We start from the raw sequence: 26,079 nt of genomic DNA, 5'->3' as shown, positions 1-26,079 counted from the left end.
CCCCCACCTCCCGGCCCCCCGCGCCGCCGTAGAACGGCGGCGCGGAGCGGCCAGCGCAGCGCAAAGCGTCGCGCGCGACGCTGCGCCGCGTGTGCAACCGGTGTGCAACCAGGCGGCGTCGCCCTGCGCAACCGCGCGGCGTCACCCTGCGCAACCAGGCGGCGTCGCCCTGCGCAACCGCGCGGCGTCACCCTGCGCAACCACGCGGACGTCTTCCCGCGCAACCGCCAAGTTCCGCGCGCGACGCAAACCACACCAGGGACGCCGTTCGACGCTGGCACGAACTCCGCCGCTCCGCGCGTCATGCGCCTCACGCGAACTCTGCGCCTGACGCGGGCCGCGCGCGCTGCGCGCCGCGGCGCTCGCAGAGGCTCTCTCGCTCGGCGCAATCCGTGCGCCCGGCGCAAATCACGCGTGGACACGCGTGGACACGCGTGGACACGCGTGGACACGCGTGGCCGCCCGTGGAGACGCGCCCCTGCGGCGCGGCGCGGCGCGGCGCGCTGGCGGCGTGGTCCTCGAGGGGCGCGCGCCGAGCGGCCGAGTGGCCGAGTGGCCGAGTGACCGAATGACCACATTATCGGACGACCGCGCCTGTCGGCGCAATCCATGCAGCCAAGATTTCGCTTGAAAGCGCAACACCGGTTGCCACATCATGGCCTCCTGTGCATCTCCGCTCCTTGCCCCCGGATCCCGGAGCGACAGCGGAGCGGCTGGCGCGCCGCTCGGCGGATCGTGCTCCTGCCGGCAGCGCGATCGGCGCCGGTCTCCGCGCCGAGGCGTGGCCCACGAGGTGATCGCGCGTCGGGGTATGCCGCCCGCGGCTCGCCGTCTTGACGGCATTTTTCCCTGAACCTGACGGTTGTCAGCCAACACGAGCAAGAGGCCCATGTTCACCGAACGCCCGATCGATGTCCCCCAGCGCTCGTTCGCTTCCGTCTACGACCGGCGTCGCCTCGCGGCCGCAGGGGAGATGCTGCCCGACCTGTGGAACACGTTGCCCGAGTGGCCGAGCGTCGGCGGCGGGCGCCGCGTGATCGTGCTGGGCGGGGGGATCTCGGGGCTGTGCACCGCGTGGTCGCTGCGGAAGGCCGGGTTCGAGCCGAACATCCTCGAGCGGAACGACCGGACCGGCGGCCGCTTCTACACGCTCCGGAACTTCTTCGGCGACCAGTACGCCGAGCTCGGCGTCACCCGGATCGCGGACACCCACGTCCTCACGCTTGCCTACGCGCGCCATTTCGGGCTGCCGATCCTCGAGTATCCGCTCGACGCGACGCAGCTTTATTACGTCATGGGCCATCGCTTCCTGAGCACCTCGCGGGGCAAGGCGCACTATCCCGAGGATTTTCCGCTCACCCCGGAAGAGCGGGACATCGACGCGGAGTCCCTCAACCTGCAGCTCGCGGCGAAGACGTTCTCGGTCATCGGGGATCCTCGCAATGCGGAGTGGCCGCCGGCCGCCGTCCGCAGCGACTTCTCGGGCGAGACGTTCTACCGCAGCCTGGACCGGACCGGGGCCTCGCACGCGGCGAAGGAGATCTGCCGCGCCTACGAGGGGACGGAGATCGAGATGTTCGGCGGCCTCGCCTGGTCTGCCAACCAGAAGCTCGACGCCAAGTGGTTCCACACGTACGCGATCGCCGGCGGGAACGACCGCCTGACCACCGCCTTCGCGGACGATCTCGACGACTGCATCGTCAGGAACGCCCAGGTCGAGCGGGTGATCTCCCGCAAGGACGGCGTGACCGTCGAGTTCACGCGGCAAGGGGAGCACGAGTCGATCGAGGGCGACTTCGTCGTGTGCGCGCTCCCTCACCGCATCCTGCTCGAGGTCGCGTTCGACCCGCCGCTCTCCGCCCCCAAGCACCGGGCCGCGTCGGAGATCCCGATGTTCACCGTCACCCGCCTGAACTTCCAGTTCTCGCGCCGGTTCTGGGAGGACGAGGGCATCCTCGGGCTGCTCGTGGCGTGCACGACCACGCCGGTCGAGCGCCTGTGGGATCTCACCTCGCTGCAGCCGGGCGGTTCGGGCATCCTCACCGCGTACGTGCAGGACCGCAACGCCGCGGCGCTCGACGAGCTGCCCACGGCGGCGGACCGCATCGAGTTCGGGCTGAAGACGATGGAATCGTTCTTCCCGAACGCGCGGCAGTATTTCCAGAAGGGGCTGTCGTTCTCGTGGCATCACCAGCCGTACACGCGCGGCGGCTGGCCCGCGTTCCGGCCTGACCAGACCGATCTCATCTCGGATCTCCAGCGCGGCGAGGGGCGCGTCGTCTTCTGCGGCGATCACACGTGCCTCTACACGGGCTGGGCGCAGGGCGCCCTCGAGTCGGCGCACTTCGCCACCGCCGAGATCATCGCGGCGGCTTCCGGCACGGTTCAACCCACCATCTGAGCGGGCTCTCCGCGCGCCGGGCCGGCGGCTTCCGCCAGGTTCCGTCGCCTGGTGTAAGGTGGCGTCATGGCTCGCCTCCTCCATGTCATCGGGGTCCAGTCCCGGCCTGTCCCCGGCGATCCCGCTGCGACCCTAGAGAAGCTCGAGCGCGAGGTGACGACGCTCGGGGAGTCGTTCCCCGACGCGCAGCTTTACGTGTTCCCCGAGTTATGGCTCACGGGGGACCACCCGTTCCGTCACGTCTCGCCGATGCGCGACCTCGCCGAGCCGATCCCGGGTCCGCTCACGGGGCGGCTCGGCGCGATCGCGCGCCGTGCGCGGAGGTGGATCTGCGCCGGGTCGATCTACGAGCGCGCCGGCGACAGGGTGTACAACACCGCGCTGGTCTTCTCGTCGAAGGGCGAGCTCGTTGCGCGGTACCGCAAGCTTTATCCCTGGATGCCCTTCGAGGCCTGTGCCCCGGGCGACGAGCCCGCGCCGGTCTTCGACATCCCGCGCGTCGGCCGTCTCGGCCTCATGATCTGTTACGACGGCTGGTACCCTGAGGTCGCGCGCGGCCTGGCGGTGCGCGGCGCCGAGGTGATCCTGCACCCGACGCTCACCACGACGCCGGATCGCGAGGAGGAGCTCGTCCTCGCCCGCGCCCGCGCGATCGAGAACCAGTGTTATGTGGTCAACGTGAACGCCGCCGTGGAGGTCGGCGGCGGTCGCTCCATTGCGGTCGACCCTGAGGGCCGGGTGCTCTTCGTGGGCGGCTCCGGCGAGGAGTACCTCGGCGAGGTGCTCGATCTCGACCGTGTCCAGACGGTCCGCGAGCGCGGCACGCGCGGCCTGAACCGTGTTCTCCGCCAGTTCATGGAGGACTCGCCCGCAGCCGTGTTCGAGCCGTACCGAGGTCGGATCCAGCGGCGCCGGCCCTCTCGCTGAAGCGGCGCGCACCTCGTCTTCCAGGTTTGTCGCCGGTTGACAGGTCTTTTCCGAGGTGCCGGGCCCCCTGGGAGGTTGGCCGCCGCGCGGCGCAGGGGACGGGCTGAACTCGCCTTGGACGTCGTGTCCCCTCCGTGCTGCGCACTCCGGGAACACGACGTCATTTGGGCTCAAACAACAGCCCGTCCCCCACGCCGCGCGGCGCCCCCCCTCCCAGGGGGCCTACCGCCGATCGGCCGGATCCACCGCACCCTTTTCCCTCCCAGTCCAATGGTAAGCGCCGGGGGGTGGGGCCGCGCGGCGGGGGCGGGCGGGCGCGCCGAGCACCGACCGAGGTACCATAAGGCCCCAGGGGGCTCGAGGCTGCAGGCGCGCCTCGTGTGGCGCGCAACGAAACGTCCCAGCTGGCAAGGCCCGAAGGGAGACATGCCGGGCGGTGTTCCCAGCGCAAGCTCCCTCGTCCCAGTCTTGCCGGATGGCCAGCGCCCGCCCGCCCCCGCCGCGCGGCCCCACCCCCCGGCGCGCCCCGCTTGGAACTACCCCCCCGTTCGCCGTTCTCCGTCGCCGGCCTCTCCACCCTTCCGTGCGCCAGGCCGGCACGCGTAGAGCCCGAGCGCCTCGTGGGCGATGGTCGCGCCGGCAAGCGCCGTGATCTCGCTCACGTCATAGGCGGGCGCCACTTCCACGATGTCCATGCCGACGATCGCGATCCCCCGGAGCCCGCGCAAGATCTCGAGCGCCATCGCGGTCGACAGCCCTCCGCAGACCGGAGTGCCCGTGCCCGGCGCGAACCCCGGATCGAGGCAGTCGATATCGAACGTCAGGTAGACCTCGTTGTCGCCGAGGACGCTCCTCGCCTGCTCGATCACCGCCTTGACCCCGTTGCGGTGGACCCAGGGCGCGTCGAGCACGTGAAAGCCGAGCGTGTCGGGGTTGTGGGTGCGGAGCCCGATCTGCACGGACCGGCTCGGCTCGACGAGCCCCTCGCGCGTCGCGTGGAAGAACATCGTGCCGTGATCGACACGGCCAGACCCGACCGTGTCGGCCCACGTGTCGGAGTGGGCGTCGAAATGGAGCAGCGAGAGTTTTCCGCGGCGTTTCGCCATTGCCCGGAGAATCGGGAAGGTCAAGAAATGGTCTCCGCCGATCGAGAGCGGCGACGCCCCGGCGTCGGCGATGCGGCCGATGTGCTCCTCGATCGCGACGGGGACCTCCTCCGGCCGCCCGTAGTCCCAGTGACAGTCGCCGTAATCGACGACCGCGAGCCGATCGAGGGGATCGAAATCCCAGCCGTACGGCCGGTTCCACGCGAGCTGCGCGGACGCCTCCCGCACGGCGCGCGGGCCGAAGCGCGCGCCGGGGCGGTTGCTCGTCGCCGTGTCGAGCGGGATCCCGGTCACCGCCACGTCGACGCCGGTCAGATCGCGCGAGTACCTGCGGCGCAGGAAGGAGAGCGCGCCGCTGTAGGTCGGCTCGCGCCGGGTGCCGTAGAGACTCTCGGCAGTGAACGCGTTGTCGACCGTGAGGCCTCTGGCGATGCCGGTTGTGCGAGGGTTGTCTTTGGACCGCGGGTCTTGCATACGAGGTTCCCACCGAGCGGATCGACGCTCCCGTGCTCAGCGCGTCTGGCGCCCGAGCGCAGCGCGCTTCGACAGGGACGCGCTCCGGCCTGGTTCCTCGATCACGCTGCTGGGTCGCATCGACGCGACGCCCGCACGCGGGTCGCCGCATTGGAATGATGCATAGCTTGACACCCGGCAGGCAAAATTACCATCACTTCAACGAAAGCAGCGCGCGGGCGCGGCGCCCTGAGCGCCGCTGCGGCCGGACCCGGCAGCAGCCGCACTCCGATACCGCCGCGGCCGCGCGCTGCCCTGCGGACGCGTCCGATCGCCTCGCGGCCGGCCGCCGCCGTGCGCTGCGCGCTGCGCCGGAGAGGCGCTGCTCGTGTGTCTCGTGATCCGTCAGTTCGACTTCACGGTCGTCCAGACGTCGTCGTAGAGCTTGGCCGCTTCGCCGAGATCGCGGTGATGCTCCAGGCGGCTCGCCAGGTCGCCCGTCGGGTAGATGAGCTGATTCGTGCGATCCTCGACCGGGAGCTTGGCTTGCGCCGCGGCGTTGGGCGTCGCGTACTTCGTCATGAGCGAGAGCTGCACCCCCGCGTCGGGGGTCAGCATGTGATTGATGAACTTGTAGGCCAGCTCGGGGTGAGGCGCCTTGGTCGGGACCGTCATCACGTCGACCCAGATCACGGAGCCTTCCTTCGGGATGATGAGCGCGAGGCGATCCTTGTCCTCCCAGACCACCTTCTGCGCGTCCCCGTTCCAGACGACCGCCATGTCGACCGAGCCGCCCTTCACGTCCTGCGTCGCGCCGATGCCCCCCTTGAAGCCGAGGCACTTCGGGTGCTTCTTCGCCTCCTGGAGGATGCGGCCTGCCTCGCGGATCTCGTCGGGGTTCGTCGTGTTGCTGGAGTAACCCTTGTACTTCAGCGTCGCGCCGATCATGTCCCTCATCTCGTCGATGAGCACGAACGTCCCAGGCACCTTCTGGGGGTCGAGGAGCATCCCCCAGGTCGGCTCCATGTTGGGGATCTTCTGCTTGTTGTAGATGATGGCGACCGTGCCCCACTGGTACGGGATGGAGTGCTTGTTGCCGTCGTCGAAGTTCGGCCCCGAGAACCGCGCCTCGAGGTTCTTGATGTTGGGGATCTGCGCGTGATCCAGGGGGCGGACGAGCCCGCGGCGCGCGAGCCGCGGCATGGCGTGGCTCGCCATCACGACGACGTCGTACTGCGCGTCGGCGCCCGCATAAGCGAGCTTGCTCTCCATCTCCTCGGTGGAGTCGTAGATGGTGAGCCGCACGCGCGTCTTGTTCTGCTCCTCGAAGTCCTTGAGGCTCTTGTCGTCGAGGTAGTTCGGGAAGATGAGAACACTGAGCTCGCTGGCGCCAGCCGGAGGCGTCGCTGCAGGGCCCTGGGGCGTGCCCGTGTCGCCGCCGCATTTGTCGCAGGCGGCCATCGACAGAACGCCCACCAGAATGGCTAAGACCATCAGGGGTCGATATGTGAATCCCATAAGTCGTCCTTTCTCCAGCTGGTCACGGCGGACAGCTGCAGATGCTCGCTGGCGCCCCACGGGCTTCGATGTGCTGCGCCAGCATCATACAGCGGACCACCGTGGCCGCTCCGCGTGCCGGAGGGCAGCCGCGGGCGTATCTCCTGAACGCGCTGGTACGTCCTCATTAAGCGCGCCGCCTCCATTCGGCTCAACATACCACATGCCTGACGAATGTGAGGCAACACCTCTTTCCGCTCCGCATCCCGGTGTGTCCGTGCTCTCCGTTGACAGCTGAGGCGACCGCTCGGGCAACCGCTCGGGCAGCTCTGGACAAATTCGGGGACGTCGTACGCTGACGCGCGGGCCGGCGGCCGGGGTGCGCGCGAACCAGCCGCCGGCATGCGCGCGAACCAGCCGCCGCAATGCGCGCGGGGGGCCGGGCAGCGCCGGCCGCGACCTCACAGGTCCGGGTTGGCAAGCGCAACTCTCCTTGTCAAGCGAATCGCCGTCCACCGGCCGCTCGATCCGCGGGGCGTGCTCGCCTGCGCAGCCCTGAAAATCAGGCCCGTGCTGGCCGTCCCGCGCGGCGCTCGCGCGCGGGAGGGAACCAGACGGAAGGCCATGCTCCGAACGAGTGTCCATGGGGAACCCAGCGCGAATGACGGGGCGCAGGCGCTAGTTGAACAGGGACTTCACCGGGCCGGTCGAGTGCACGATCCTCCGGGCCAGCAGCGTGACCACGAAGTGGTGGAAGGCCGCGGCCAGCTCGGGCGCCTCCGCGGTCATGCGCCGCAGCGCGTCCTCCGAGAGCCGGTAGAGGGTGGCGTGACGGCTGGCGGTCACCGTCGCCGAGCGCTTCTCGCCCATGTAGAGCCCGGACTCGCCCACGACCGACCCCGGCCCCATCGTGCGGAGCCGCTTCACCTTCTTGCCGTCGATCTCGAGCCACGCCGTGAGCTCGCCGCTCTCGATGAGGTAGAGGTCCTTCGAGATGTCGCCCTGCCGGAACAGGTTGTACCCCTCCGGCGCCTCCACGCGCTCGAGGTAGCCGAGGAACCGCAGCATGTCCTCCCGGCCGTTGAACACGTCCTGGAGGTCGTAGAACAGCATCGGCGGCGGCAGCATGCTCGGCGGCGCGTCGGCGATGATCTCGTTCTCACACGCCTCGAGGCCTCGATCCAGGTCCGGGTAGATCCGGCAGACGTCGTCCTGCTCGCCCGTGACGACCTCGCCGCGCTCGAGGTGATTGCGTATCTCCGTCCGCACCTCCGTCAGGATGAGCTTCACGCCGTTCGACTTGGCGAGCCGGCGGAGCCGGAGGAAGCTCGCGATGGCGGACGAGTCGATGCCGTTGACGTGACGGAAATCGAGCAGCAGATACCGCACCTTCTCGTCGTCGTCGCCGTCGCCCTGGATGCGCTGCTGCGCGCTCGTGAGCAGGTTGTAGGCCGTCCCGAAGAAGATGTAGCCCTGGAGCTGGAGCACGTAGAGGAGCTTCGCGCGCCCCATCAGGGTCATCTCCTCGCCGTCGCTGCGGGCGACGTTGCTGCGCAGGTGGACCCCGGAGATTGCGTTGCGCACCACCTCGATGCGGCTGTAGCTGAGCGCGAACAGGATGAACGAGACGCCGAGCCCCACCGCGATGCCGAGGAGGAAGCCCCTCACGGCGACGACGAGGAGGATGAGCACGATGACGAAGTACTCGATGCGCCGCAGCCGGAACCAGCCCTCGTAGAGGGTGTTGATCAGGAAGTGGAAGCCGAGGTACGCGATCAGGCCGCCGAGGACGGGGCGCGGAAAGTACAGGATCGCGTCGGCGCCCACGATGAGCACGAGGCCGCTGATCGACGCCGCGACGAGGCCCGACAGGCGGCTGTTCGAGCCGGCCTTGTAGCTCATCGACGACTCGGTGAGCGACAGGTAGCCCACCACCCCGCCGAAGAAGCCGGTGATGATGTTGGCGACGCCGGTGGCCCGGAGCTCCCGGTCGAGATCGATCTCCTGCTCCGTCGCGAGCTCGACGCCGGACGCGCTGAGGAGCACGGTCGTCGCGGCCATGACCATGACGGCGGCCATGTTCCCCGCGCTGCCGAACAGGACCGACCAGTTCACCTGCGCGAGCTCCGAGGGGCCGATCGGGGGCCAGAGCGAGTGGGTCGGGAACGGCCCGAGCAGCCACCCGCTCGCGAGCACGTCTTGCACGTTGAGCCCGGCGAGGTGGATGGCGACGTAGAACACCGCGATCGACCCGGCGAGCAGGACGGGCAGGAGCAGCAGCGACGAGAACCGCCGGAGCAGCAAGAGGAGGAGGACGCCGAACAGGATGCCCGGGAGGACCCGCTTCAACGCCTCCGGGTCCTGCATGACGCGCGGCAGGTCCTCCAGGGACGACGCCTGGCCCGACATCACCGAGATCGACCCCTGGCAGAGGAGCCAGCCGGCGCCCGCGATGAAGCCGCCGGCCACCGGATAGGGGATGAACCGGACCAGGATGCCGAGTCGCAGGATGCCTAAGAGGAGGAAGAACCCGCCGGCGACGACCGAGGTGATCGCGATCGCGGTCACGATGGTCGGGAACGGGCTCGCCCCGGGGTCCTTCTGAGCGATGCCCGTCGCGATCGCCGACGCCATGGAGGCGAGGATGACCGCGGCGTCCTCCTGCGGCGCCGCGATCACCGGCTTGTAGGAGCTGAGCAGCGAGACGAGCACGCCGACGACGACGGAGCTGATGAGGAAGATGCCAATGCCCTTCGAGAGGTACTGGCCGAGGCCGTGATTGAATATCAGCGCGCCGAGCGAGATATCAAAGGTGACGACCAGCGTCCCCGAGACCAATCCGGCGACCAGAGAAGGCGTGAATCGGGACCACTTGCTCTTCCCGGGGAGAGCACTGTCAATCAGCTCGGATGAGTCCTTGGTCGCCTGTCGTGTCATGCTGTTGACGGACCTCTTTCCCGATTGTCGGCAAAATCCGCACCGTTGCAAGGGTTGACCCTCGCCGGCGCCGCGGGGCGGTGCGACCGGAGCCGCGCGCCCTGGTCAGAGCATCGCGCGGCGGCGACGTTCGAGACGGCCGCTGTCGCGGGGCGGGCGGTGGGCACCTCTACACCCCGCGCTCACTCACGTGGCGGCCAGCTCGCGCTCGATCGCGGCGGCCTGCTCCTGGAGCGCCTCCGCCTCGCCGAGGTGGCCGCTCAGCCGGTGCAGCTTCGCGAACTCGGCGAGCAGCCTCGCCTCCTCGCGCCGGTTGCCGATCTGGCGCTCGATCGCGATCGCGCGCGAGTAGAGCGTGCGCGCGGCGTCGTAGCGGCCCTGGACGGCGTACGCCATGCCGAGGCTCGCCAGCGTGAGCCCCTCGGCCGGCAGGTTGCCCGCCTCGCGGGCGGCGCGCAGCCCCTCTTCCCAGTAGGTGCGCGCGTCGTCCGGCTGCTGCATCGCCCAGTGCGTGCGGCCGAGGCCGAGGAAGCCGAGCGCCTCGGACGCGCGGTCGCCGAGCTTCTGCGCGTCGGTGAGCACGCGGATGTGCTCCTGCCGCGCCTCCTGGTAGCGCCCCCGCGCCTCGAGGACGTCGCGCGCGAACTCGTAGCGCACGACGACGCTCTCGGGCGTCGGCTCCGGCGAGAGCTTGAAGTAGACGCGGTAGAGCCGCGTCGCCTCCTCGTGCGCGTAGCGCGCGGCCGCCTTGCGCGCGCCCGCGAGGAAGTAGCGCCGCGCGTGATCGACCTTGCCCGCGCGGCGCCAGTGGCGGCCGAGCGCGACGAGCTGGTCCTCGAGGTCGTCGCCGTAGAGGCTCTCGATCGCCTCGGCGGCGAGCCGGTGGAGCTCCTGCAGGCGCGCGCGCGACTGCATCTCGTACGCCGCGTTCCGGAGCAGCGCGTTGCTGAACTGGAAGCGCCGCTCGCTCATCGACGACCAGATGCACTGCGCCTCGCCGATGCGCACGTGCTCCTCGAGCACGGACGCGTCGGGGAGCATCAGCGCGAGCACGCGCAGGTCGAACTCTCGGCCGAGCACCGCCGCGGCGACGATCGTCTGCTTCACCTTCGCGTCGAGCCGGTCGAGCCGCGAGATGAGCAGGCTGTTCACGTTCTTCGGCGGCATGAACGTGTTCGAGATCGAGATGGAGCTCGAGCTCGACCCGTAGCGCCCGTCCTCGAGCCAGTACGCGAGGATCTCCTGCGCGAAGAACGGGTTGCCGCCCGCCGTCTCGCAGAGGAGCGTCGCGAGCATGTCCGGCATCGGGCCGCCGAAGAACGGGACCGCGAGCGCGAGGAGCTGCTCGCGCGGCAGCGGCTTCAGCTCGATCACCTTCTCCGAGATGCCCGGGTCGAGCGGGATGCGCACCGGGGTGCCGTCGTCCTTGCGCCGCGTCGTGCAGATGATCGCGATCGGGAGCCCGCGGCAGGCGCGCGCGATCACGCGCTCCGCCTCGAGCGAGTCCTCGTCAGCCCAGTGCGCGTCCTCGAGGTGGAGGATCACCGGCTGGAGCGAGGCCTCGGCGAGGAAGACGAAGGAGAGCGCCGAGAGCGTGCTCGTGTACCTGAGCTTCGGGTGCAGCCGCTCGTACGGCGAGTCCTCCCAGCGGATGCCGATCAGCGCCGCGAACACGGAGCGCGCGCGGTCGAGCTCGCGCTTCAGCGCGCTCTGGCTCTCGGGCAGCCGCTCGAGCAGGTACTCGAACGCGTCGTCGAAGTTCGTGAGCTTCTCTTCCTTGCCGAGCGCCGACGACTCCCAGAAGTACTCCTTCAGCGCGAACTCGAAGGCGTTCAGCGAGCTCTGGAGCGTCTGGTCGCAGCGCGCGTCGATCCACAGGAAGGGCCGGTCGTTCTGCTGCTCCTCGCACCGGTGGCGGAAGCGCTGCACGAGGTAGCTCTTGCCGAGCCCCGGCTCGCCGTCGATGTAGATGATCCCGGCGGGCTTGTGCTCGAAGATCGGCGACACGTAGCGCGCGAGCAGCTCGATCTCCTGCTCGCGGCCGATGAGGCCGAGGTCGTAGAACTCCTTCTGGACCGAGATGCGCCGCCGCTCGAGCGAGTAGACGAGGATGGGCAGGTCGAAGCCCTTGAACCGGAAGATGTTCTCCGTCGTCCACTGGTAGCTCGTCTCGCCGGCGCGGAAGACCTGCTCGTCGGCCCAGATCGCCGACCAGGGGGCCTTGGCGACGAGGCGCGCGGCGAGGTTCGTCGCGCGGCCGATGCACGCGAACTCGTTCCGCTCGGTGCCGCCGTTGAAGCCGGCGTAGCGGACGTCGCGCGTGATGCCCGCGCGGAGGCGCATCTGCCGGAGCCCTCGCTTCTTCAGCTCGAGCGCGAAGTCGAGCGCGCGGTCGTTGTCGTTCTCGTGCGTGATCGGGGCGCCGAAGTGGATCAGCGCGGCGATGCCGAGATCGCCCGCGTCGATGCCCGTGAACGTGCCGCCGTAGAGCTCCGAGAGCTCGTGCAGGAGCCGCGTGAGCTCCGCGAAGCTCGGGATCTGCTCGAACGAGAGGAAGACGCTCGTGACGTTGCGGAACTCGCCCTCCGGGGGCATGTCCGCGACGCCCCGCGCGACGAACGCCGCGCCGTCGCCGGGCGGCGGGTTCCGCGGCACCTGCGGCAGCCGCGGCGCCGGCACGTCGCCGAGCTTGTAGACGCCCTCGCCGTGGTACTTCGCGCTCGCGGGCGGGATGCGATCGCAGAGCGCGCGGTCGAGGAGGATGTCCCCCTTCTGCGCCTGCCGCTCGATCGCGACGCACGCGGCGAGCGCCTGCCCGTGGAAGTGGTAATAGGCGCGCTCCGGGGAGATGCGGACGATGCCCCACTCCACCGCGCCCCACGCGAGCCCCATCCGGAACGAGAACGGGAAGCTGCCGAACGGCGTGCTCCGCTCGGGGTGCTCGGCGAAGAGGTCGCGCATCGCGAGCGCGGCGCCGAGCACGTACTCGGCGACCTTGCGGTCCGGCGTGTCCTGGAAGAGCGCCGTGAACGCGTCGCCCGCGAAGTTCGTGATGAAGCCGCCGGCGTGGTGGACCGCGGCGATCAGCGGGTCGAAGTAGTAGCGGAGCGTGCCCGCGAGCGTCTCCGCGCCCGCGCGCCCATGCTGCATCAGCTTCTCCGTGAGCTCGGTGAAGCCGGGGATGTCGATCATGAGCACCGCCCCCGTGAAGCTGCCCTCGGTGTTGCCGAGAGCGTCTTGCTGGATGATGAAGTCGGGGACGAGCGGGTTCATTTCCTTGCTCCTCAGCAACGGATCCCGCTTGGAATCGGCCTGGGAAGCTGGTCTGCGGGACGCAGAGCCCGGAGTGTACTGCCGGCGGGAACAGATGAATACCGGGATCTTCGATCGATCGCGTCGCGCGTGGCGCGCGCGTCGCCCGCGTCGCACCTGTCGCACCTGTCGCACCTGTCGCACGCATCGCCCCCGGTGCGCGCGCCGCGCGGCGCGACCCCGGGACCACGCTGCGCGCCCCGGAGATCGCCGGGCCACTCTGCAGATGTCGGCGCACCGACACCCTGGTTCGGGCAGGGTGTGTGCGCTGACAGCAGACGAGGAGCGCTGACGCAACCCGTGTGATCGACATCACGGGGCCCCAGATCTCCAGGTCTAGATTCCAGCGCCACGCCCGCTCGCCCGGCAGGTGCATCCGCCCAGAGCGGTCGCGCCGAGAAGACAGACGTGGAGATGGCGGTGAGGGGTGCGGGGCGCTGGAGGGTCATCGTTCGATCTGGATATCCAGCGGCCGGGGGGCGGGCGCGGCGGGCGGCGGGTCGGGAGCGGCCGGCGGGGCCTTGGGCGCGACGTACCCCTTCCCGGAGTAGGGCCGCGGGGGCGGAGCCGGCTGGTTCGGCGTCGCGGTCGTCGTCGCCGGCGCGCTCGGCGGCGGGGCGCTCTTCGAGAGCGTGGCGACCAGCCGCACGGACTGCTCCGAGGGGCCCTGGACGATCGAGTACGGCTCGTACCCGTCGAGCCGCACGGTCAGCCGGCGGGGGCTGCTGCGCACGGAGCTGTTCGAGACCGAGAGCTGGAGCGGCGTGTTCCCGAGGGGCTTGCCGTCCTCGAGGACCTCGGCGCCCGAGGGCATCGACTCGACGACGAGCACGAACGTCCCGCCCTCGGCCGGCGGCGGCGCGACCAGCGTCTTCTCCGGCTGCGGCGCGGCGGGCGTCGGCTCGCCCGAGCGCATCTGCGCCATCGCGATCCCGATCCCGGCGACGGCGAGCACGCCGACCGCGATGAGCACGATGCCCTTGCGGCCCTGCGGCGCCGCGTCGGCCGGGCGCGAGGCGGCGCCGAGCGACGCGTCGTCCGCCGGCGCGGCCGCCCCGCCGGCCGAGGAGGACGGCGAGCTCGCGGGGATCGCCGTCATCACGCGCACGGGCGGCATCGGCGTCGGGATCTTGCCGGTCCCGCCGGAGTCGAGGGTGACGAGGCCGGTCGAGGCGAACGCGGGCGACAGGCCCATCGCCTGCCCGCACTCGGCGAGGCCGCGGATGAAGGCCTCCATGTTGGCCGGGCGGCCCTCGGGATCCTTCGACAGGCAGCGCAGCACGAACGCCTCGAGCGGCTCGGGCACCTCGACGTCGGGGGTGCGCTCGCGCAGGCGCGGCACCGGCTGCTGCAGGTGGGCGATCAGGATCTGGACCGAGTTCTGCGCCTCGAACGGGACCTTCCCGCAGAGCATCTGGTAGAGGATGACGCCGAGCGAGTAGACGTCGGTCCGGAGATCGACCTTGCCGTGCGAGATCTGCTCCGGCGACATGAAGCGCGGCGAGCCGAGGAACGAGCCCTGCTGCGTGAGCTCCTCGGAGTCGTCCGCGAGCACCTTCACGAGGCCGAAGTCGAGGATCTTGACGAGCTCGCCGGTGTCCTCGCCGGGGACGAGCATCACGTTCGACGGCTTCAGGTCGCGGTGCACCACCCCGTGCTTGTGCGCCTCGCGGAGCCCGCGCGCGATCTGCCGGGCGATGCCCATCGCCTCGGGCGCCTGGAGGCGGCCGGCCTTGCGCAGCCGCCGGAAGAGCGTCTCGCCCTCCAGGAACTCCATGGCCATGAAGTACCGCTCGGGCTCCATGTTCTCGACTCGGCCGTAGTCGAAGACCGTGACGATGTTCGGGTGCTGGAGCCGCGCGAGGATGCTCGCCTCGAGGAAGAAGCGCTTGTGGAAATTGGGGTCGATCTGATTCGAGGAGTTGGTCGGAGTGAGGACCTTGATCGCGACCTGGCGCTCCAGGGCGATCTGCTCTCCGCGGTAGATGACGCCCATGCCACCGGTCGCGAGGAGCGAGTGGATCTTGAACTTCTGATTCAAGACCTTTCCCAGCAGCGGATCGGACTCACCGCTGGCCGACGAGGCACCGTCCGAAAGCTTCTCCGCCGTGCTCATGGCCTCTGTCTCTTTCCCCTTCCCATTCCCGCTGGCCCCCACTGCTGGCAGTCGGGGAAAGTCTACCCCGAGCCCGTCGCGCGATGCCTCACGTCCGCCTTACATCCTGGTCTACGTTCAGTTTCGCATTTCGGTCCAAATTCCGGGCCCCTGGCTCGCTTCGGCGCCGCCCCCGGCGCGTCGGGAGGGTCTCCGGACCGGCTGCGGCACGATTGATCCCAGCCTACCGTAAGCCGCGGGCCGATCCAACCCAGCTGCTGAAGATGCACGCGTCGTCTACCCGACCACACGCTGTGGGCAGGCGCCCCCGGCGGACGCTTCGGCCCTGAACGAGCTTGCTGCATGGGCGGATGTACCCGTACTCTGACCGGGTCCCCGATGCCGCCGCAGCACTTTATCCGATGCCAGGCGTGCGGGTTGCCGCACCCGTCGGACACCGAAAGGTGCCCGGTGCACGGCACGGCGGTCGTGCTCACGTCGAGCGTCGCCCCGCCCTCCTCGACGCGGGTGCCCGGGGTGCGGGGCGAGTCGGGGTGGCCCGTCGACGGCCCGTTGCCGCCGGACATCGATCCCGATCAGCCGCGTCCGACCAAGGAGGCGCCGCTCGTCGGCCGCCTGCTGCACGACCGCTACCGCATCCTCGGCGTGATCGCGAAGGGCGGGATGGGCATGGTCTACGACGCGATCCACATCGGCCTGCGGCGCCGGGTCGCGATCAAGACGCTGCGCGGGCAGTACGCGCAGAGCAAGACGGCGATCGCGCGCTTCCACAACGAGGCCGCCGTCGCCGGCCGCTTCGGCCACCCGAACATCGTCGAGGTGTACGACCTCGGCGTGCTCGACGACGGGACGCCCTACCTCGTGATGGAGCGGCTCGAGGGCGAGACGATCACCGAGCGGCTCGGGCGGGAGCGCCCGATGCCCATCCCCGTCGCGCTGGACGTCGCCGTGCAGGTGCTCGGCGCGCTGATCGTCACGCACGCCGAGGGCATCCTCCACCGCGATCTCAAGCCGGACAACATCTGCCTCGTCGGCGGCGATCGCGGCCCGCTCACCGTGAAGGTGCTCGACTTCGGCGTCGCCGAGGCGTTCAACACCGGGTCGCAGCCGTCGACGCTGATTCCGACGAGCGGCGCGGCGGGCAGCCACGCGGTGGCCGGGACGCCCGCGTTCATGGCGCCCGAGCAGGCGCAGGGCGTGCGCGATCTCGACGCGCGCGCGGACCTCTACTCGGTGGGCATGCTGCTCTACGTGATGCTCACCGGGCAGCTGCCGTTCAAGGCGCCGACGCCGGGGGCGCTGCTCGCCGAGATGCAGCGCGTGAAGCTGATCCGCCCGCGCATGCTCCGGCCGGAGGTGCCCCACTCGCTCGACGTCGTGACGATGCGCGCGCTCGCGCTCGACCGCGAGGAGCGCTACCCGAACGCGGCGTCGATGCTCGACGCGGTCGAGCAGGCGCAGATCGAGGCCGTGCTCGGCGCGGGGGCGCCGCCCGAGCAGCCGGTCGAGCCGGCGGATCCGGACTCGGAGAAGGTCGAGTACTTCGTCCGGAAGAGCGTCCTGCCGCCGCCCATGGAAGAGTGAGGCCCGCCATGCGGGCCATCGTCATTCGCGAGCCGGGCGGGCCGGACGTGCTCGAGCTCCGGGAGGTGGCGGCGCCGGACGTGCCCGAGGGGCACGTGCGCGTCGCCGTGCGTTTCGCCGGCGTCAACCGCGCCGATCTGTTGCAGCGCGCGGGCATGTACCCGGCCCCGCCCGGCGCGCCGCCGGACATCCCCGGGCTCGAGTACGCGGGCGTCGTCGAGGCCGTGGGGAAGGGCGCGCGCCGCTTCGCGCCAGGCGATCGCGTCTTCGGCCTCGTGGCGGGCGGCGCCTGCGCCGAGCAGATCGTCGCGCACGAGCGCGAGGTCGCGCGCGTGCCGGAGGGGCTCACCGACGAGGAGGCGGCGGCCGTCCCCGAGGCGTTCGTGACCGCCTACGACGCGCTCGTGACGCGCGCGCGGCTCGCCCCCGGCGAGCGCGTGCTCGTGCACGCGGTCGGCAGCGGCGTGGGGACGGCCGGCCTGCAGATCGCGCGCGCGCTCGGGTGCTTCGTCGCCGGGACGTCGCGCACGCAGCAGAAGCTCGACCGCTGCAAGGAGCTCGGGCTAGACGCCGGGATCGCGCCGTCGGGCGGGAAGTTCGCGGGCGAGGTGCTGGCCGCGACGGGCGGCGAGGGGGTCGACGTCGTGCTCGACCTCGTCGGGGGCGCGTACGTCGCGGAGGACGTCAAGGCGTGCGCGGCGCGGGCGCGCATCGCGCTGGTCGGGCTGACGGCGGGCGCGCGCGCGGAGCTCGACCTGCGCGAGCTCCTGCGGAAGCGCGTCGAGATCATCGGCACCGTGCTGCGCTCGCGCCCGATCGAGGAGAAGATCGCGGCGGCGCAGGTGCTCGAGCGGAACATCGCGCCGTGGCTCGCGCGCCGCGTGGTCCTGCCGATCGTGGATCGCGTCTTCCCGCTGGAGGAGACCGCCGCAGCGCACATTTACATGGCGAGCGACACGTCGTTCGGGAAGGTGCTGCTCCGGATCGGCGCGTGAGCCGTCACGCGCCGCGGCAGAGACGCGTGAGCCGTCACGCGCCGCGGCAGAGACGCGTGAGCCGTCACGCGCCGCGGCAGAGACGCGTGAGCCGTCATGCGCCGCGGCAGAGACGCGTGAGCCGTCATGCGCCGCGGCCGAGGCGCGGCGCGGGCGGCGGCGGCGATGCCTCGTCGTCGCCCGGATCGATCTCGCCGGCCGGGGTCCACGACATGTCGACCTCGAGCCGGTACGAGCCCTCGAACGCGTGCGGGGGCGAGCCGCCCCACTCCTCGGGCGAGAGCATCGAGAGGTAGCGGACGCCGTCGCCGCGCCGGTAGAGGTGGTAGACGTGGCCGGGCCGCTTCTTGAAGTTGCACGCCGCCCGGTGGAGCTCGCCGTCGCGCTGCGCGGCCTCGAGGACCTCGCGCGCCTGCTCCTGCAGCGACCGGATCTGCCGGGCGATCAGCGCGAGCTTGCCGCCGGTGACCGCGCCGAGCAGGGCGTCCGCCTGCTGGATCTCGCGGGCCACGTCGACCAGCTCGTGCGGCGCCGAGAGCCGGCTCAGGGGATACGGCGAGGTGCGGGCGGGCCCCTCGTGGCGACCGCCGCCGTGCTTCTTGTAGCCGTCGTCGCTCATGCAGGGCCTCGAGCTTAGTGCTGGAGCGCGCCTCCGTCCTGCGGATCCGGGCATCCGTCCTCGTCCTCGACGCCGTCCTCGTCCTCCTTCTGCGTGGGGCAGCGGTCCTCGTCGTCGAAGACGCCGTCCTCGTCGTTGTCGCCTTCGGGGCAGCCGTCGCCGTCCTGGAAGCCGTCGCGATCCTCGGCGAGCTCGCCGCACTGGTCGACGTCGTCGACGACGCCGTCGCCGTCCGCGTCGCGCACGCGCGGGGCCCACGCGACCGAGAGGACGGCGCGCAGCGGCGCCGTGCCCACGCCGCCGAGCAGCGCGGTCTGCGCGCCGGCCAGGAGAGAGACGTCCCCGAGCGCGTAGCGCGCGGCGAGGCCGAGCTCGAGCGCGGCCGTCTCCTGCCCCTCGAACGGCGCGATCGGCGAGAGCGGGAGGTGCCCGTGCGCCTCGAGGAAGATCGCGGCGCGCCCTTCCGGATCGATGCCCAGGATCTGCGGCCGGAACGACAGGCCGAGGCCGAACGGGAGCTCGTGCCCGAACACCGTCGGGCACGCGTCGGCGCCCGACGCGCCGATCGGGGTCGCCTCGCACGCGAAGCGCGCCTCGGCGGCGCGGAGCTTCAGCCCGGCCGCGAGGTGCGCGCCGAACGCGACGAGGCGGTACTCGGCGAGCACCCTGAGCTCGTTCGTGACGCCCCCCTCGCCGGCGAACGACGCCTCGTCGCCCGTGGGCAACGTGAAGCGCTCGTGCAGCGCGAGCCCGAACCCGCCGAGGTCGCCGCCCGTCGGCTGCACGAGCGTGACCTTGCCGACGAGGCCGAGGTCGCCGATGCCCTGCGCCGGGAGCCACGTGCCGCCGAGCACGCGCGTCGAGTCGGGCGTCGGCGCGTCGCCGGTCTGGTAGAGGATCACGGGCAGCGTGAGCCCGAGCAGGAGCCGCCGCGCGACGCCCACGCCGGCCGCGAAGTCGGCGCTGACCTGGTGGCGGATGACGTCGAACCGCGCCTCGTCCGACGCCGGATCGCGGAGCACGAGGGGGCGGTAGGCGTACGAGGCCCAGAGGCTCGCGTTCCACTCGCCCGTGTCCGGGGACGCGGCGGGCTCGAGGTAGACGCCGGCGGCGGGGTCGATCGAGGCGCGGAACCCGCGGAGATCGGCCGAGGGCTGGGCGGCGGCGGGCAAGGCCACGGAGACGGCGAGCAACGAGGGCAGGGCGATGGCGCTCGGTCGCATGGCCGGAGGAGACTAGACCAGCACAGCGGAAAAGTGAGGCCCTGTCGCGCGCCCACAGCGCGCACCCGACGTGGACCAGCGCGCCGCCCGGCGTGGCCGCGCGCGCCGCGGGCGGGAGGATCGGCCCCGGGGAGCGCGGCGTGGCCGAAACATCGCGTTCCATTGCGGGTTGTGCGATAGCGGGGGCATGGACTCCATCCGGATCCGGGGCGGCAAGCCGCTCTCCGGCAAGATCCGCATCAGCGGCGCGAAGAACGCGGCGCTGCCGATCCTCTGCGCGACGCTGCTCTCCGACGGCGAGAGCCTCCTGCGCAACGTGCCCGCGCTGCGCGACATCGACACGACCGCGGCGCTGCTCCGGTTCCTCGGGCGCGACGTCGAGACGGCGCCGCCGATCGTGCGGGTCGGCGCCGGCAGCAACGTGCGGCCCGAGGCCCCGTACGAGCTCGTCAAGCAGATGCGGGCGAGCGTGATGGTCCTCGGCCCGCTGCTCGCCCGGTTCGGCCGCGCGAAGGTGTCGCTCCCCGGCGGCTGCCAGATCGGCACGCGCCCCGTCGATCAGCACCTCAAGGGCCTCGAGGCGCTCGGCGCGACGATCCGGCTCTCGCGCGGGTACATCGTCGCCGAGTGCAAGCGGCTCCGCGGGGCCGAGGTCGTGTTCGACCTGCCGACGGTGACGGGCACCGAGAACCTGATGATGGCCGCCGCGCTCGCGAAGGGGCGGACCACGCTGGTGAACTGCGCGCGCGAGCCCGAGGTCGAGGAGCTCGGCCGGGTGCTCAACAAGATGGGCGCGCGCGTGAGCGGGGCCGGCACGGACGTCATCCACATCGAGGGCGCGGACTCGCTCGAGCCGTTCGACCACGCGATCATCTCCGACCGGATCGAGGCCGGCACGTACATGGTCGCGGCCGCCGCGGCCGGCGGCGACGTGCTGATCGAGAACGCGCCGCTCGAGGACCTCGAGGCGCTCGCCGCGAAGCTCCGCCAGGCGGGCGTCGAGGTCGGCCGCGAGGGCGACTGCGTCCGCGTCCGCCGCGACGGCCGGCCGCTGCGCGCCGTCGACGTCACCACCGCGCCGCACCCGGGCTTCCCGACCGACATGCAGGCGCAGTTCATGGTCCTGATGTGCCAGGCGCAGGGGACGTCGCGCATCGTCGAGACGATCTTCGAGAACCGCTTCATGCACGTCCCCGAGCTCGCCCGCATGGGCGCGCACATCGACGTCGACGGCCACACCGCGCACGTGCACGGCGGCGCCCCGCTCTCGGGCGCGACCGTGATGGCCACCGACCTGCGCGCGAGCGCCTCGCTCGTCATCGCCGGGCTCGTGGCGACCGAGGGCGAGACCGAGGTGCTGCGCGTCTACCACCTGGATCGCGGCTACGAGTTCATGGAGCGCAAGCTCGCGCAGCTCGGGGCCGACACGGTCCGCGTCGAGGGGCGGAACGGCTGATGGCGACGACGAAGCCGCTCACCATCGCCGTGCCCAAGGGGAGGATCCTGAAGGATCTGATCCCGCTCGTGCAGCGCGCCGGGCTCGACAGCACGCCGCTCCAGGAGAACGACCGCCGCCTCGTCCGCCCGACCGCCGACGGCGCGTTCCGGTACGTGTTCCTGAAGCCCGACGACGTGCCCACCTACGTCGAGTACGGGGCCGCCGATCTCGGGGTGTCGGGCCGCGACACGCTCCTCGAGCGCCGGCACGATCTCTACACGCCGCTCGACCTCGGGATCGGCCGCTGCCGCCTCGTCGTGGCCGGGCCGGAGGACACGCCGATACCCGATCTCCCGCGGGTCGCCACCAAGTACCCGCGGATCGCCGGAGACCACTTCGCGAGCAAGGGGGTGGTGGCGGAGATCATCCCTGTCCACGGCTCCGTGGAGCTCGCGCCGCTCGTCGGGCTCTCTCACCTGATCGTCGATATCGTCGAGACGGGGGCCACGCTGCGCGAGAATCGCCTCGAGGTGCTGGAGACGGTCACGGAGGTGAGCACGCTGCTCATCGCGAACCGCGCGTCCTACAAGCTGCGGAGCGACACCGTCCGTCCGCTCGTCGAGCGCCTGCGCGCGGCGACGGCCGGCGCGCGGCGGTGAGGCCCGCATTTCACTTGATCCCGAGCCTCCCCGACGCCTAGCTTCCCGGGCAGGAGGTCCCCCTGCTGCCCAGCTTCGCCGCGCTCCCCGCCGACATCGACACGTGGGTGGGCGGGGGGACCAGCGTCGTCGCCGGCGTGCACGGCGATCCGGATGGATCGAGGCGCCTCGACGCTTACGCCCAGGCCGAGGCTGGCTTCAGGATCGCGAGCGGATCTCTGTACTTCCGGCTCGATCTCGACATCCAGGCCACCTCGGCGCCGCTCGGGCTGCCGGCGTTCGGGCTGCCGGCGTTCGTTTACCCCGAGTGGTCGCTGCTCACGCCGGGGATCAAGCTCGGCCCCCCCGAGTGGGCGATGCTCCAGATCGGCCGGGAAGATCACCACCTGCGGCTCGGCATCCTCTCTCACGCCATCGGGATGGAGGACTGGGACAACTGGACCAACTACTTCCCGACCTTCTCGACGATGATCAGCACCGTCCCTGGCCGGATGCTCGGTATCGAGCCGGGGCTCGTGCTCGACGGGGGCTACGAGATCAACATCTTTGGCGGGTTCGATCTCGACTTCTACGCGCCGACGTTCGGCGCGGGCCTGACCACCCTTCAGGCCCTCTGGTCGACCTGGTCGGGCGTGGCGCTCTACCCGACGATCGATTTTTACACAGCGGTCCTCGCGCTGGAGCTCTACCCGGCGGACGCGCTGTCGGTGTCCGTGGACGGCAGCGTCGGGCTGGTCGGCGCTGCGGACGAGGCCGGGACGGTGCGCCTCAGGCCCTGGGTCGGGGGCGAGATCATCGCCAACATCCTTCCTCGGGAGTCCATCCATCCTCTCCTCCGGCTCCAGGGCCTCCACGAGCCCGAGGGCGCCCTCTCCGCGTTCCTGTACGCGCCCCAGCCGGACGTCTCCGCGAGCGCCGGGCTCACCTACGCGCCCCTCGACGAGCTCAAGATCAGCCTCGAGGGCAAGCTGTCGCGCGTGGAGGGCGACGTGCTGCCCGGCCTGTTTGCCCTGGTGGCGCTCCGCCGCCCTGAGCCGCCGGCGTACGCCGTGAAGCAGGACGCCGCGCCGGCCGAGGCCGCGACGGCGACGGCGCGCGGGCCTCTGCGCGGCGACCGAGCGGAGCGCCCGTTCACCGTCGCGAAACATTGAGGCGCCCGCAGGGCGGGTTGGACGCGGGCGCGGACGCGCTCGGGCGCACGCGCGTGCGCGTGTTGCAAGCCCGCGGCAACACAGCTGGCCGACCGGTCTTTTTCGGGCCCCGCGCTGGCCGGCTATTGTGATAGGGTTGCGGCCCCTCTCATGAAAATCCACGAGTATCAAGGCAAGCAGCTCTTTGCCCGCTACGGGGTGCCGGTACCGAAAGGGGAGCCGGCTTTCCAGGCGAGCGAGGTGGCGCCGATCGCCGATCGGCTGATCGCCCAGACCGGGAACCCGGTGGTCGTCGTGAAGGCGCAGATCCACGCGGGCGGGCGCGGCAAGGGCGGCGGGGTCAAGGTCGCGAAGGGCGGCAGCGCCGAGGCGAGCGCCATCGCGGACAAGCTGCTCGGCATGCAGCTCGTCACCAAGCAGACGGGCCCCGAAGGGCAGAAGGTCCGGCGGCTCTACGTCGAGCAGGGCCTCGACATCGCGCGCGAGCTCTACTTCGCGATGCTCGTCGATCGCGAGCGCCGCCGGGTCGCGGTGATCGCGTCGACCGAGGGCGGCATGGACATCGAGGAGGTCGCGCACAACACGCCGGAGAAGATCTTCAAGCTCTTCGTCGATCCGCTGCTCGGCCTCGCCCCGTACCAGGCGCGGCAGCTCGCGCTCGCGCTCGGGCTCACGGCGAAGGAGACGCAGCGCCAGTTCCTCAAGATGGTGTCGTCGCTCTACACCGCCTTCACCGCGGAGGACTGCGCGCTGCTCGAGATCAACCCGCTCGTCGTGACGGGCTCCGGGGACGTCGTCGCGCTCGACGCCAAGGTGAGCTTCGACGACAACGCCGAGTTCCGGCACGCCGACTGGAACGGCATGCGCGACGTCGACGAGGAGGATCCGGTCGAGCTCCAGGCGAAGCGGGCCGGGCTCTCGTATGTGTCGCTCGACGGCGACATCGGCTGTCTCGTCAACGGCGCCGGGCTCGCGATGGCGACGATGGACATCATCCTCCATTATGGCGGCAAGCCGGCGAACTTCCTCGACGTCGGCGGCGGCGCCTCGCAGGAGCAGGTCAAGACGGCCTTCCAGATCATCCTGCGGAGCGAGCGGGTCCGCGGCATCTTCGTGAACATCTTCGGTGGGATCATGCGCTGCGACGTGGTCGCGGGCGGGGTCATCGCCGCGGCGAAGGAGCTCGGGCTCAAGGTGCCTCTCGTGGTGCGCCTCGAGGGGACGAACGTCGAGGCGGGCCGCAAGCTGCTCGACGAGAGCGGCCTGACCATCCAGTCGGCGAGCTCCATGGCCGACGGCGCGCAGAAGATCGTCGCCGCCACGGCCGGCGGCAAGCCTCAGAAGATCGGCGCGTAGGCGCCCGCGAGTGCCACGAACCCCAGTCGGAGCAGCGAGCGACGGGCGATAGCCGAGCTCCTCTCCTGCCCACGTTGAAGGTAGAGTAATCAAGCGATGAGCATCCTCGTCAACAAGGACACGCGGGTCGTCTTCCAGGGCATCACGGGCGCCTACGGGTCGCAGCACGCCCGCGCATGCATCGAGTACGGGACGAAGGTCGTCGCCGGCGTGACGCCCGGCCGCGGCGGCCAGCGCTTCGAAGAGAAGGTGCCGATCTTCGACACGGTCGAGCAGGCCGTGCGCAAGGAGGGGGCCGAGGTCTCGTGCATCTTCGTGCCGCCGGTCGGCGCCGCGGACGCGATCGTCGAGGCCATCGACGCGGGCTGCAAGCTCGTCATCTGCATCACCGACGGCGTGCCGGTGCTCGACATGGTGCGCGTGCGCCGCTTCCTCGAGGGGAAGCCGGCGCGGCTCATCGGGCCGAACTGTCCCGGCGTGATCACGCCGGGCGAGTGCAAGATCGGGATCATGCCGGGGCACATCCACAAGAAGGGGCACATCGGCGTCCTCTCGCGGTCGGGCACGCTCACGTACGAGGCGGTCGGGCAGCTGAGCGCCCTCGGGATCGGGCAGTCGAGCTGCGTGGGCATCGGCGGCGATCCGGTGGGCGGCATGGACTTCATCGACGTGCTCGAGCTCTTCAACCAGGATCCCGACACCCACGGGGTGGTGCTGATCGGCGAGATCGGCGGGACGGCCGAGCAGCGGGCCGCGGCGTGGATCAAGCAGAACATGAAGAAGCCGGTGGCGGCGTTCATCGCCGGGCGCGCGGCGCCTCCGGGCAAGCGCATGGGGCACGCGGGGGCGATCATCGCGGGCGGCGAGGGCACGGCGGCGGAGAAGATCGCGGCGCTCGAGGCGGCGGGGGCCAAGGTGGCGGCGACGCCGGCCGAGATGGGGGTCGCGATGCAGGCGGCGCTGGCGGCGGCGGCGGCGCGCTGAGGCGACGGCGGGAGGCACTCCTGAAGGGCCCGGCCCTCGGGGAGGGGGCTCGTGGCGCGGGGTGGGGGCCCCGCCGAACTCGTCTGAGATAGGGCCACTCCGGCAAGCCGGAGGAGCCCTATCTCAGACTCAGACATCGGCCCATCCCCCACCCCGCGCCACGAGCCCCCTCCCCGAGGGCCTACCGAGGATCAGGGGTTTTATCGGCCCACCCCGCGCCACGAGCCCCCTCCCCGAGGGCCTACCCTGGATCAGGGGGTTCCATCGAGCGGGATCGTTCGACGTTCGGCGGAGCTCCTCGTCGCGGCCTCGATGATGCGGATCACGTCGCGCGCCTCCTCGGCGCGCACCGGCGGCGGGGCGCCGTCGAGGATCGCGGACGCGATGCCCTCGTAGTAGGCCTCGTAGGCGCCGGGCAGGCTCTCGATCGTTCGCCGCTCGCCGTCGGCCGTGACGAGGGTGCCGAACCACCGCGGGTCTTCCCTGCCCCAGTCCGGCGCGCCCGGGCGTTTGCCCGCCTTGAGGGCCTCTTCCTGGCCGTCGATCCCGTACTTGAGGAAGCTCCCGCCGTCGCCGTGCACGGCGAAACGCGGGCCCGGCTCGCGCGTCAACGTCGAGGAGCGCACGATGGCGCGCCGGCGGCCGTAGTCGAGCGTGACGTGGAAATAATCCACGGTGCGGGCCTCGGGGCGCTGCGCGAGGAGGTCGGCGGTGACCGCGCGCGGCGGGCCGAAGAGCACGAGCGCCTGGTCGATGAGGTGCGCGCCGAGATCGTAGAGGATGCCCGAGCCCGGCAGATCCTGCTCCCGCCAGCCCTGCTTGATCGCCGGGCGGAAGCGGTCGAAATGCGCCTCGTACGCGACCACGTCGCCGAGCTGGCCCTGCTCGACGCAGCGGCGCACGGTGCGGAAGTCGGCGTCCCAGCGGCGGTTCTGGAACACGGACAGGAGCCGGCCGCGGCGCGCGGCGAGCGCGATGAGCTCGTCGGCCTCGGCGCTCGTGTTCGTGAACGGCTTGTCGACGACCACATGTTTGCCCGCCTCGAGGGCCGCGCGCGCGAGCGGGACGTGGGTCTCGTTGGGGGACGCGATGACCACGAGGTCGATCCCGGGCTCGGCGATCAGCGTCTCGGGCGTCGGGTGCACGGCGACGCCCGAGTGGTCGGCCATGACCTGGCCCTCCCGGCGCGTCGCGATGGCGGCGAGGCGCAGCTGCGGGACGGCCCGGATCAGCGGGGCGTGGAAGACGGCGCCGGCGAGGCCGTAGCCGATGAGACCTACATAGACGCGCTGGGAGGACATGGCAGGGCGAGCTCGCAGGA

Annotated in this window: 17 protein-coding genes; 9 read left to right on the top strand and 8 right to left on the bottom strand. The window is 71.1% G+C overall.

From position 1 onward, the window contains the following. Positions 1-889: 889 nt before the first annotated feature. Together WMF43_RS50155 and WMF43_RS50150 are read left to right on the top strand one after the other, a co-directional pair. Positions 890-2,401, top strand: a complete 1,512-nt coding sequence (locus tag WMF43_RS50155) for a flavin monoamine oxidase family protein (protein WP_437676130.1) — start codon at positions 890-892, stop codon at positions 2,399-2,401. A gap of 66 nt (positions 2,402-2,467) precedes the next feature. Beyond that, positions 2,468-3,328: a carbon-nitrogen hydrolase family protein gene (locus WMF43_RS50150; RefSeq protein WP_437676129.1), complete on the top strand. Its 861-nt coding sequence runs from the start codon at positions 2,468-2,470 to the stop codon at positions 3,326-3,328. 536 nt (positions 3,329-3,864) lie between these two features. Here WMF43_RS50150 and speB read toward each other — a convergent pair. The 5 genes from speB to WMF43_RS50125 all read right to left on the bottom strand — a co-directional run bounded on the left by speB (position 3,865) and on the right by WMF43_RS50125 (position 14,749). Beyond that, the gene (gene speB, locus WMF43_RS50145; RefSeq protein ID WP_437676127.1) at positions 3,865-4,908 is read right to left on the bottom strand and encodes an agmatinase; all 1,044 of its coding nucleotides are present in this window, start codon (positions 4,906-4,908) and stop codon (positions 3,865-3,867) included. Positions 4,909-5,292: 384 nt separating this feature from the next. After that, the gene (locus WMF43_RS50140; protein WP_437676126.1) at positions 5,293-6,381 is read right to left on the bottom strand and encodes a polyamine ABC transporter substrate-binding protein; all 1,089 of its coding nucleotides are present in this window, start codon (positions 6,379-6,381) and stop codon (positions 5,293-5,295) included. A 681-nt stretch (positions 6,382-7,062) separates the two neighbouring features. Further along, on the bottom strand, positions 7,063-9,321 hold the full coding sequence (locus tag WMF43_RS50135) for an SLC26A/SulP transporter family protein (protein ID WP_437676125.1): 2,259 nt from the start codon (positions 9,319-9,321) through the stop codon (positions 7,063-7,065). Positions 9,322-9,507: 186 nt separating this feature from the next. Further along, a complete protein-coding gene (locus WMF43_RS50130) occupies positions 9,508-12,594 on the bottom strand; it encodes an AAA family ATPase (protein WP_437676123.1) in 3,087 nt (1,028 codons plus the stop codon). Between the two features lie 484 nt (positions 12,595-13,078). Further along, entirely contained in the window at positions 13,079-14,749 is a 1,671-nt protein-coding gene (locus WMF43_RS50125) for a serine/threonine protein kinase (RefSeq protein WP_437676121.1), read from the bottom strand. A 450-nt stretch (positions 14,750-15,199) separates the two neighbouring features. Here WMF43_RS50125 and WMF43_RS50120 point away from each other — a divergent pair, with 450 nt between their 5' ends. Next, positions 15,200-16,333, top strand: coding sequence for a serine/threonine-protein kinase (locus tag WMF43_RS50120; RefSeq protein WP_437676120.1), 1,134 nt, complete (start codon positions 15,200-15,202; stop codon positions 16,331-16,333). Between the two features lie 8 nt (positions 16,334-16,341). Beyond that, positions 16,342-17,328, top strand: a complete 987-nt coding sequence (locus tag WMF43_RS50115; RefSeq protein ID WP_437676118.1) for an NAD(P)H-quinone oxidoreductase — start codon at positions 16,342-16,344, stop codon at positions 17,326-17,328. 124 nt (positions 17,329-17,452) lie between these two features. On the opposite strand, the gene WMF43_RS50110 is transcribed toward WMF43_RS50115, so the two are convergent. Beyond that, positions 17,453-17,947, bottom strand: a complete 495-nt coding sequence (locus WMF43_RS50110; protein WP_437676116.1) for a DUF2452 domain-containing protein — start codon at positions 17,945-17,947, stop codon at positions 17,453-17,455. 14 nt (positions 17,948-17,961) lie between these two features. Beyond that, positions 17,962-19,170, bottom strand: a complete 1,209-nt coding sequence (locus WMF43_RS50105; RefSeq protein WP_437676114.1) for a thrombospondin type 3 repeat-containing protein — start codon at positions 19,168-19,170, stop codon at positions 17,962-17,964. A 187-nt stretch (positions 19,171-19,357) separates the two neighbouring features. Between WMF43_RS50105 and murA the strand changes: the two genes are divergently transcribed. From murA to sucD, 5 genes are all read left to right on the top strand, one after another. Further along, complete coding sequence (gene murA, locus WMF43_RS50100) at positions 19,358-20,626, top strand: UDP-N-acetylglucosamine 1-carboxyvinyltransferase (RefSeq protein ID WP_437676112.1); 1,269 nt, start codon at positions 19,358-19,360, stop codon at positions 20,624-20,626. Continuing rightward, positions 20,626-21,267 (top strand): ATP phosphoribosyltransferase, encoded by a 642-nt coding sequence (hisG, locus tag WMF43_RS50095; protein ID WP_437676110.1) that lies wholly within the window; start codon positions 20,626-20,628, stop codon positions 21,265-21,267. The genes murA and hisG overlap by 1 nt, the downstream gene beginning before the upstream one ends. A gap of 107 nt (positions 21,268-21,374) precedes the next feature. Continuing rightward, entirely contained in the window at positions 21,375-22,418 is a 1,044-nt protein-coding gene (locus tag WMF43_RS50090) for a hypothetical protein (RefSeq protein WP_437676108.1), read from the top strand. 150 nt (positions 22,419-22,568) lie between these two features. Next, on the top strand, positions 22,569-23,774 hold the full coding sequence (gene sucC, locus WMF43_RS50085) for an ADP-forming succinate--CoA ligase subunit beta (protein ID WP_437676107.1): 1,206 nt from the start codon (positions 22,569-22,571) through the stop codon (positions 23,772-23,774). 96 nt (positions 23,775-23,870) lie between these two features. After that, positions 23,871-24,758: a succinate--CoA ligase subunit alpha gene (gene sucD, locus WMF43_RS50080; RefSeq protein ID WP_437676106.1), complete on the top strand. Its 888-nt coding sequence runs from the start codon at positions 23,871-23,873 to the stop codon at positions 24,756-24,758. 251 nt (positions 24,759-25,009) lie between these two features. Here the strand turns inward: sucD and WMF43_RS50075 are convergent, their stop codons facing one another. Next, entirely contained in the window at positions 25,010-26,059 is a 1,050-nt protein-coding gene (locus WMF43_RS50075; RefSeq protein ID WP_437676105.1) for an oxidoreductase, read from the bottom strand. Between the last annotated feature and the right edge of the window lie 20 nt (positions 26,060-26,079).

Source organism: Sorangium sp. So ce131 (genome assembly GCF_051519095.1).
Lineage (GTDB): Bacteria > Myxococcota_A > Polyangia > Polyangiales > Polyangiaceae > Sorangium.
This window is presented reverse-complemented; position numbering and strand designations above follow the sequence as displayed.

What these genes read in the sequence shown, in the direction of transcription:
- WMF43_RS50115 (WP_437676118.1), top strand. Translation starts at nt 16,342, where the DNA reads ATGCGGGCCATCGTCATTCGCGAGCCGGGCGGGCCGGACGTGCTCGAG.
- WMF43_RS50130 (WP_437676123.1), bottom strand. Translation starts at nt 12,594, where the DNA reads ATGAACCCGCTCGTCCCCGACTTCATCATCCAGCAAGACGCTCTCGGC.
- WMF43_RS50140 (WP_437676126.1), bottom strand. Translation starts at nt 6,381, where the DNA reads ATGGTCTTAGCCATTCTGGTGGGCGTTCTGTCGATGGCCGCCTGCGAC.
- WMF43_RS50105 (WP_437676114.1), bottom strand. Translation starts at nt 19,170, where the DNA reads ATGCGACCGAGCGCCATCGCCCTGCCCTCGTTGCTCGCCGTCTCCGTG.
- hisG (WP_437676110.1), top strand. Translation starts at nt 20,626, where the DNA reads ATGGCGACGACGAAGCCGCTCACCATCGCCGTGCCCAAGGGGAGGATC.
- speB (WP_437676127.1), bottom strand. Translation starts at nt 4,908, where the DNA reads ATGCAAGACCCGCGGTCCAAAGACAACCCTCGCACAACCGGCATCGCC.
- sucD (WP_437676106.1), top strand. Translation starts at nt 23,871, where the DNA reads ATGAGCATCCTCGTCAACAAGGACACGCGGGTCGTCTTCCAGGGCATC.
- WMF43_RS50155 (WP_437676130.1), top strand. Translation starts at nt 890, where the DNA reads ATGTTCACCGAACGCCCGATCGATGTCCCCCAGCGCTCGTTCGCTTCC.
- WMF43_RS50150 (WP_437676129.1), top strand. Translation starts at nt 2,468, where the DNA reads ATGGCTCGCCTCCTCCATGTCATCGGGGTCCAGTCCCGGCCTGTCCCC.
- WMF43_RS50135 (WP_437676125.1), bottom strand. Translation starts at nt 9,321, where the DNA reads ATGACACGACAGGCGACCAAGGACTCATCCGAGCTGATTGACAGTGCT.
- sucC (WP_437676107.1), top strand. Translation starts at nt 22,569, where the DNA reads ATGAAAATCCACGAGTATCAAGGCAAGCAGCTCTTTGCCCGCTACGGG.
- WMF43_RS50075 (WP_437676105.1), bottom strand. Translation starts at nt 26,059, where the DNA reads ATGTCCTCCCAGCGCGTCTATGTAGGTCTCATCGGCTACGGCCTCGCC.
- WMF43_RS50110 (WP_437676116.1), bottom strand. Translation starts at nt 17,947, where the DNA reads ATGAGCGACGACGGCTACAAGAAGCACGGCGGCGGTCGCCACGAGGGG.
- WMF43_RS50125 (WP_437676121.1), bottom strand. Translation starts at nt 14,749, where the DNA reads ATGAGCACGGCGGAGAAGCTTTCGGACGGTGCCTCGTCGGCCAGCGGT.
- murA (WP_437676112.1), top strand. Translation starts at nt 19,358, where the DNA reads ATGGACTCCATCCGGATCCGGGGCGGCAAGCCGCTCTCCGGCAAGATC.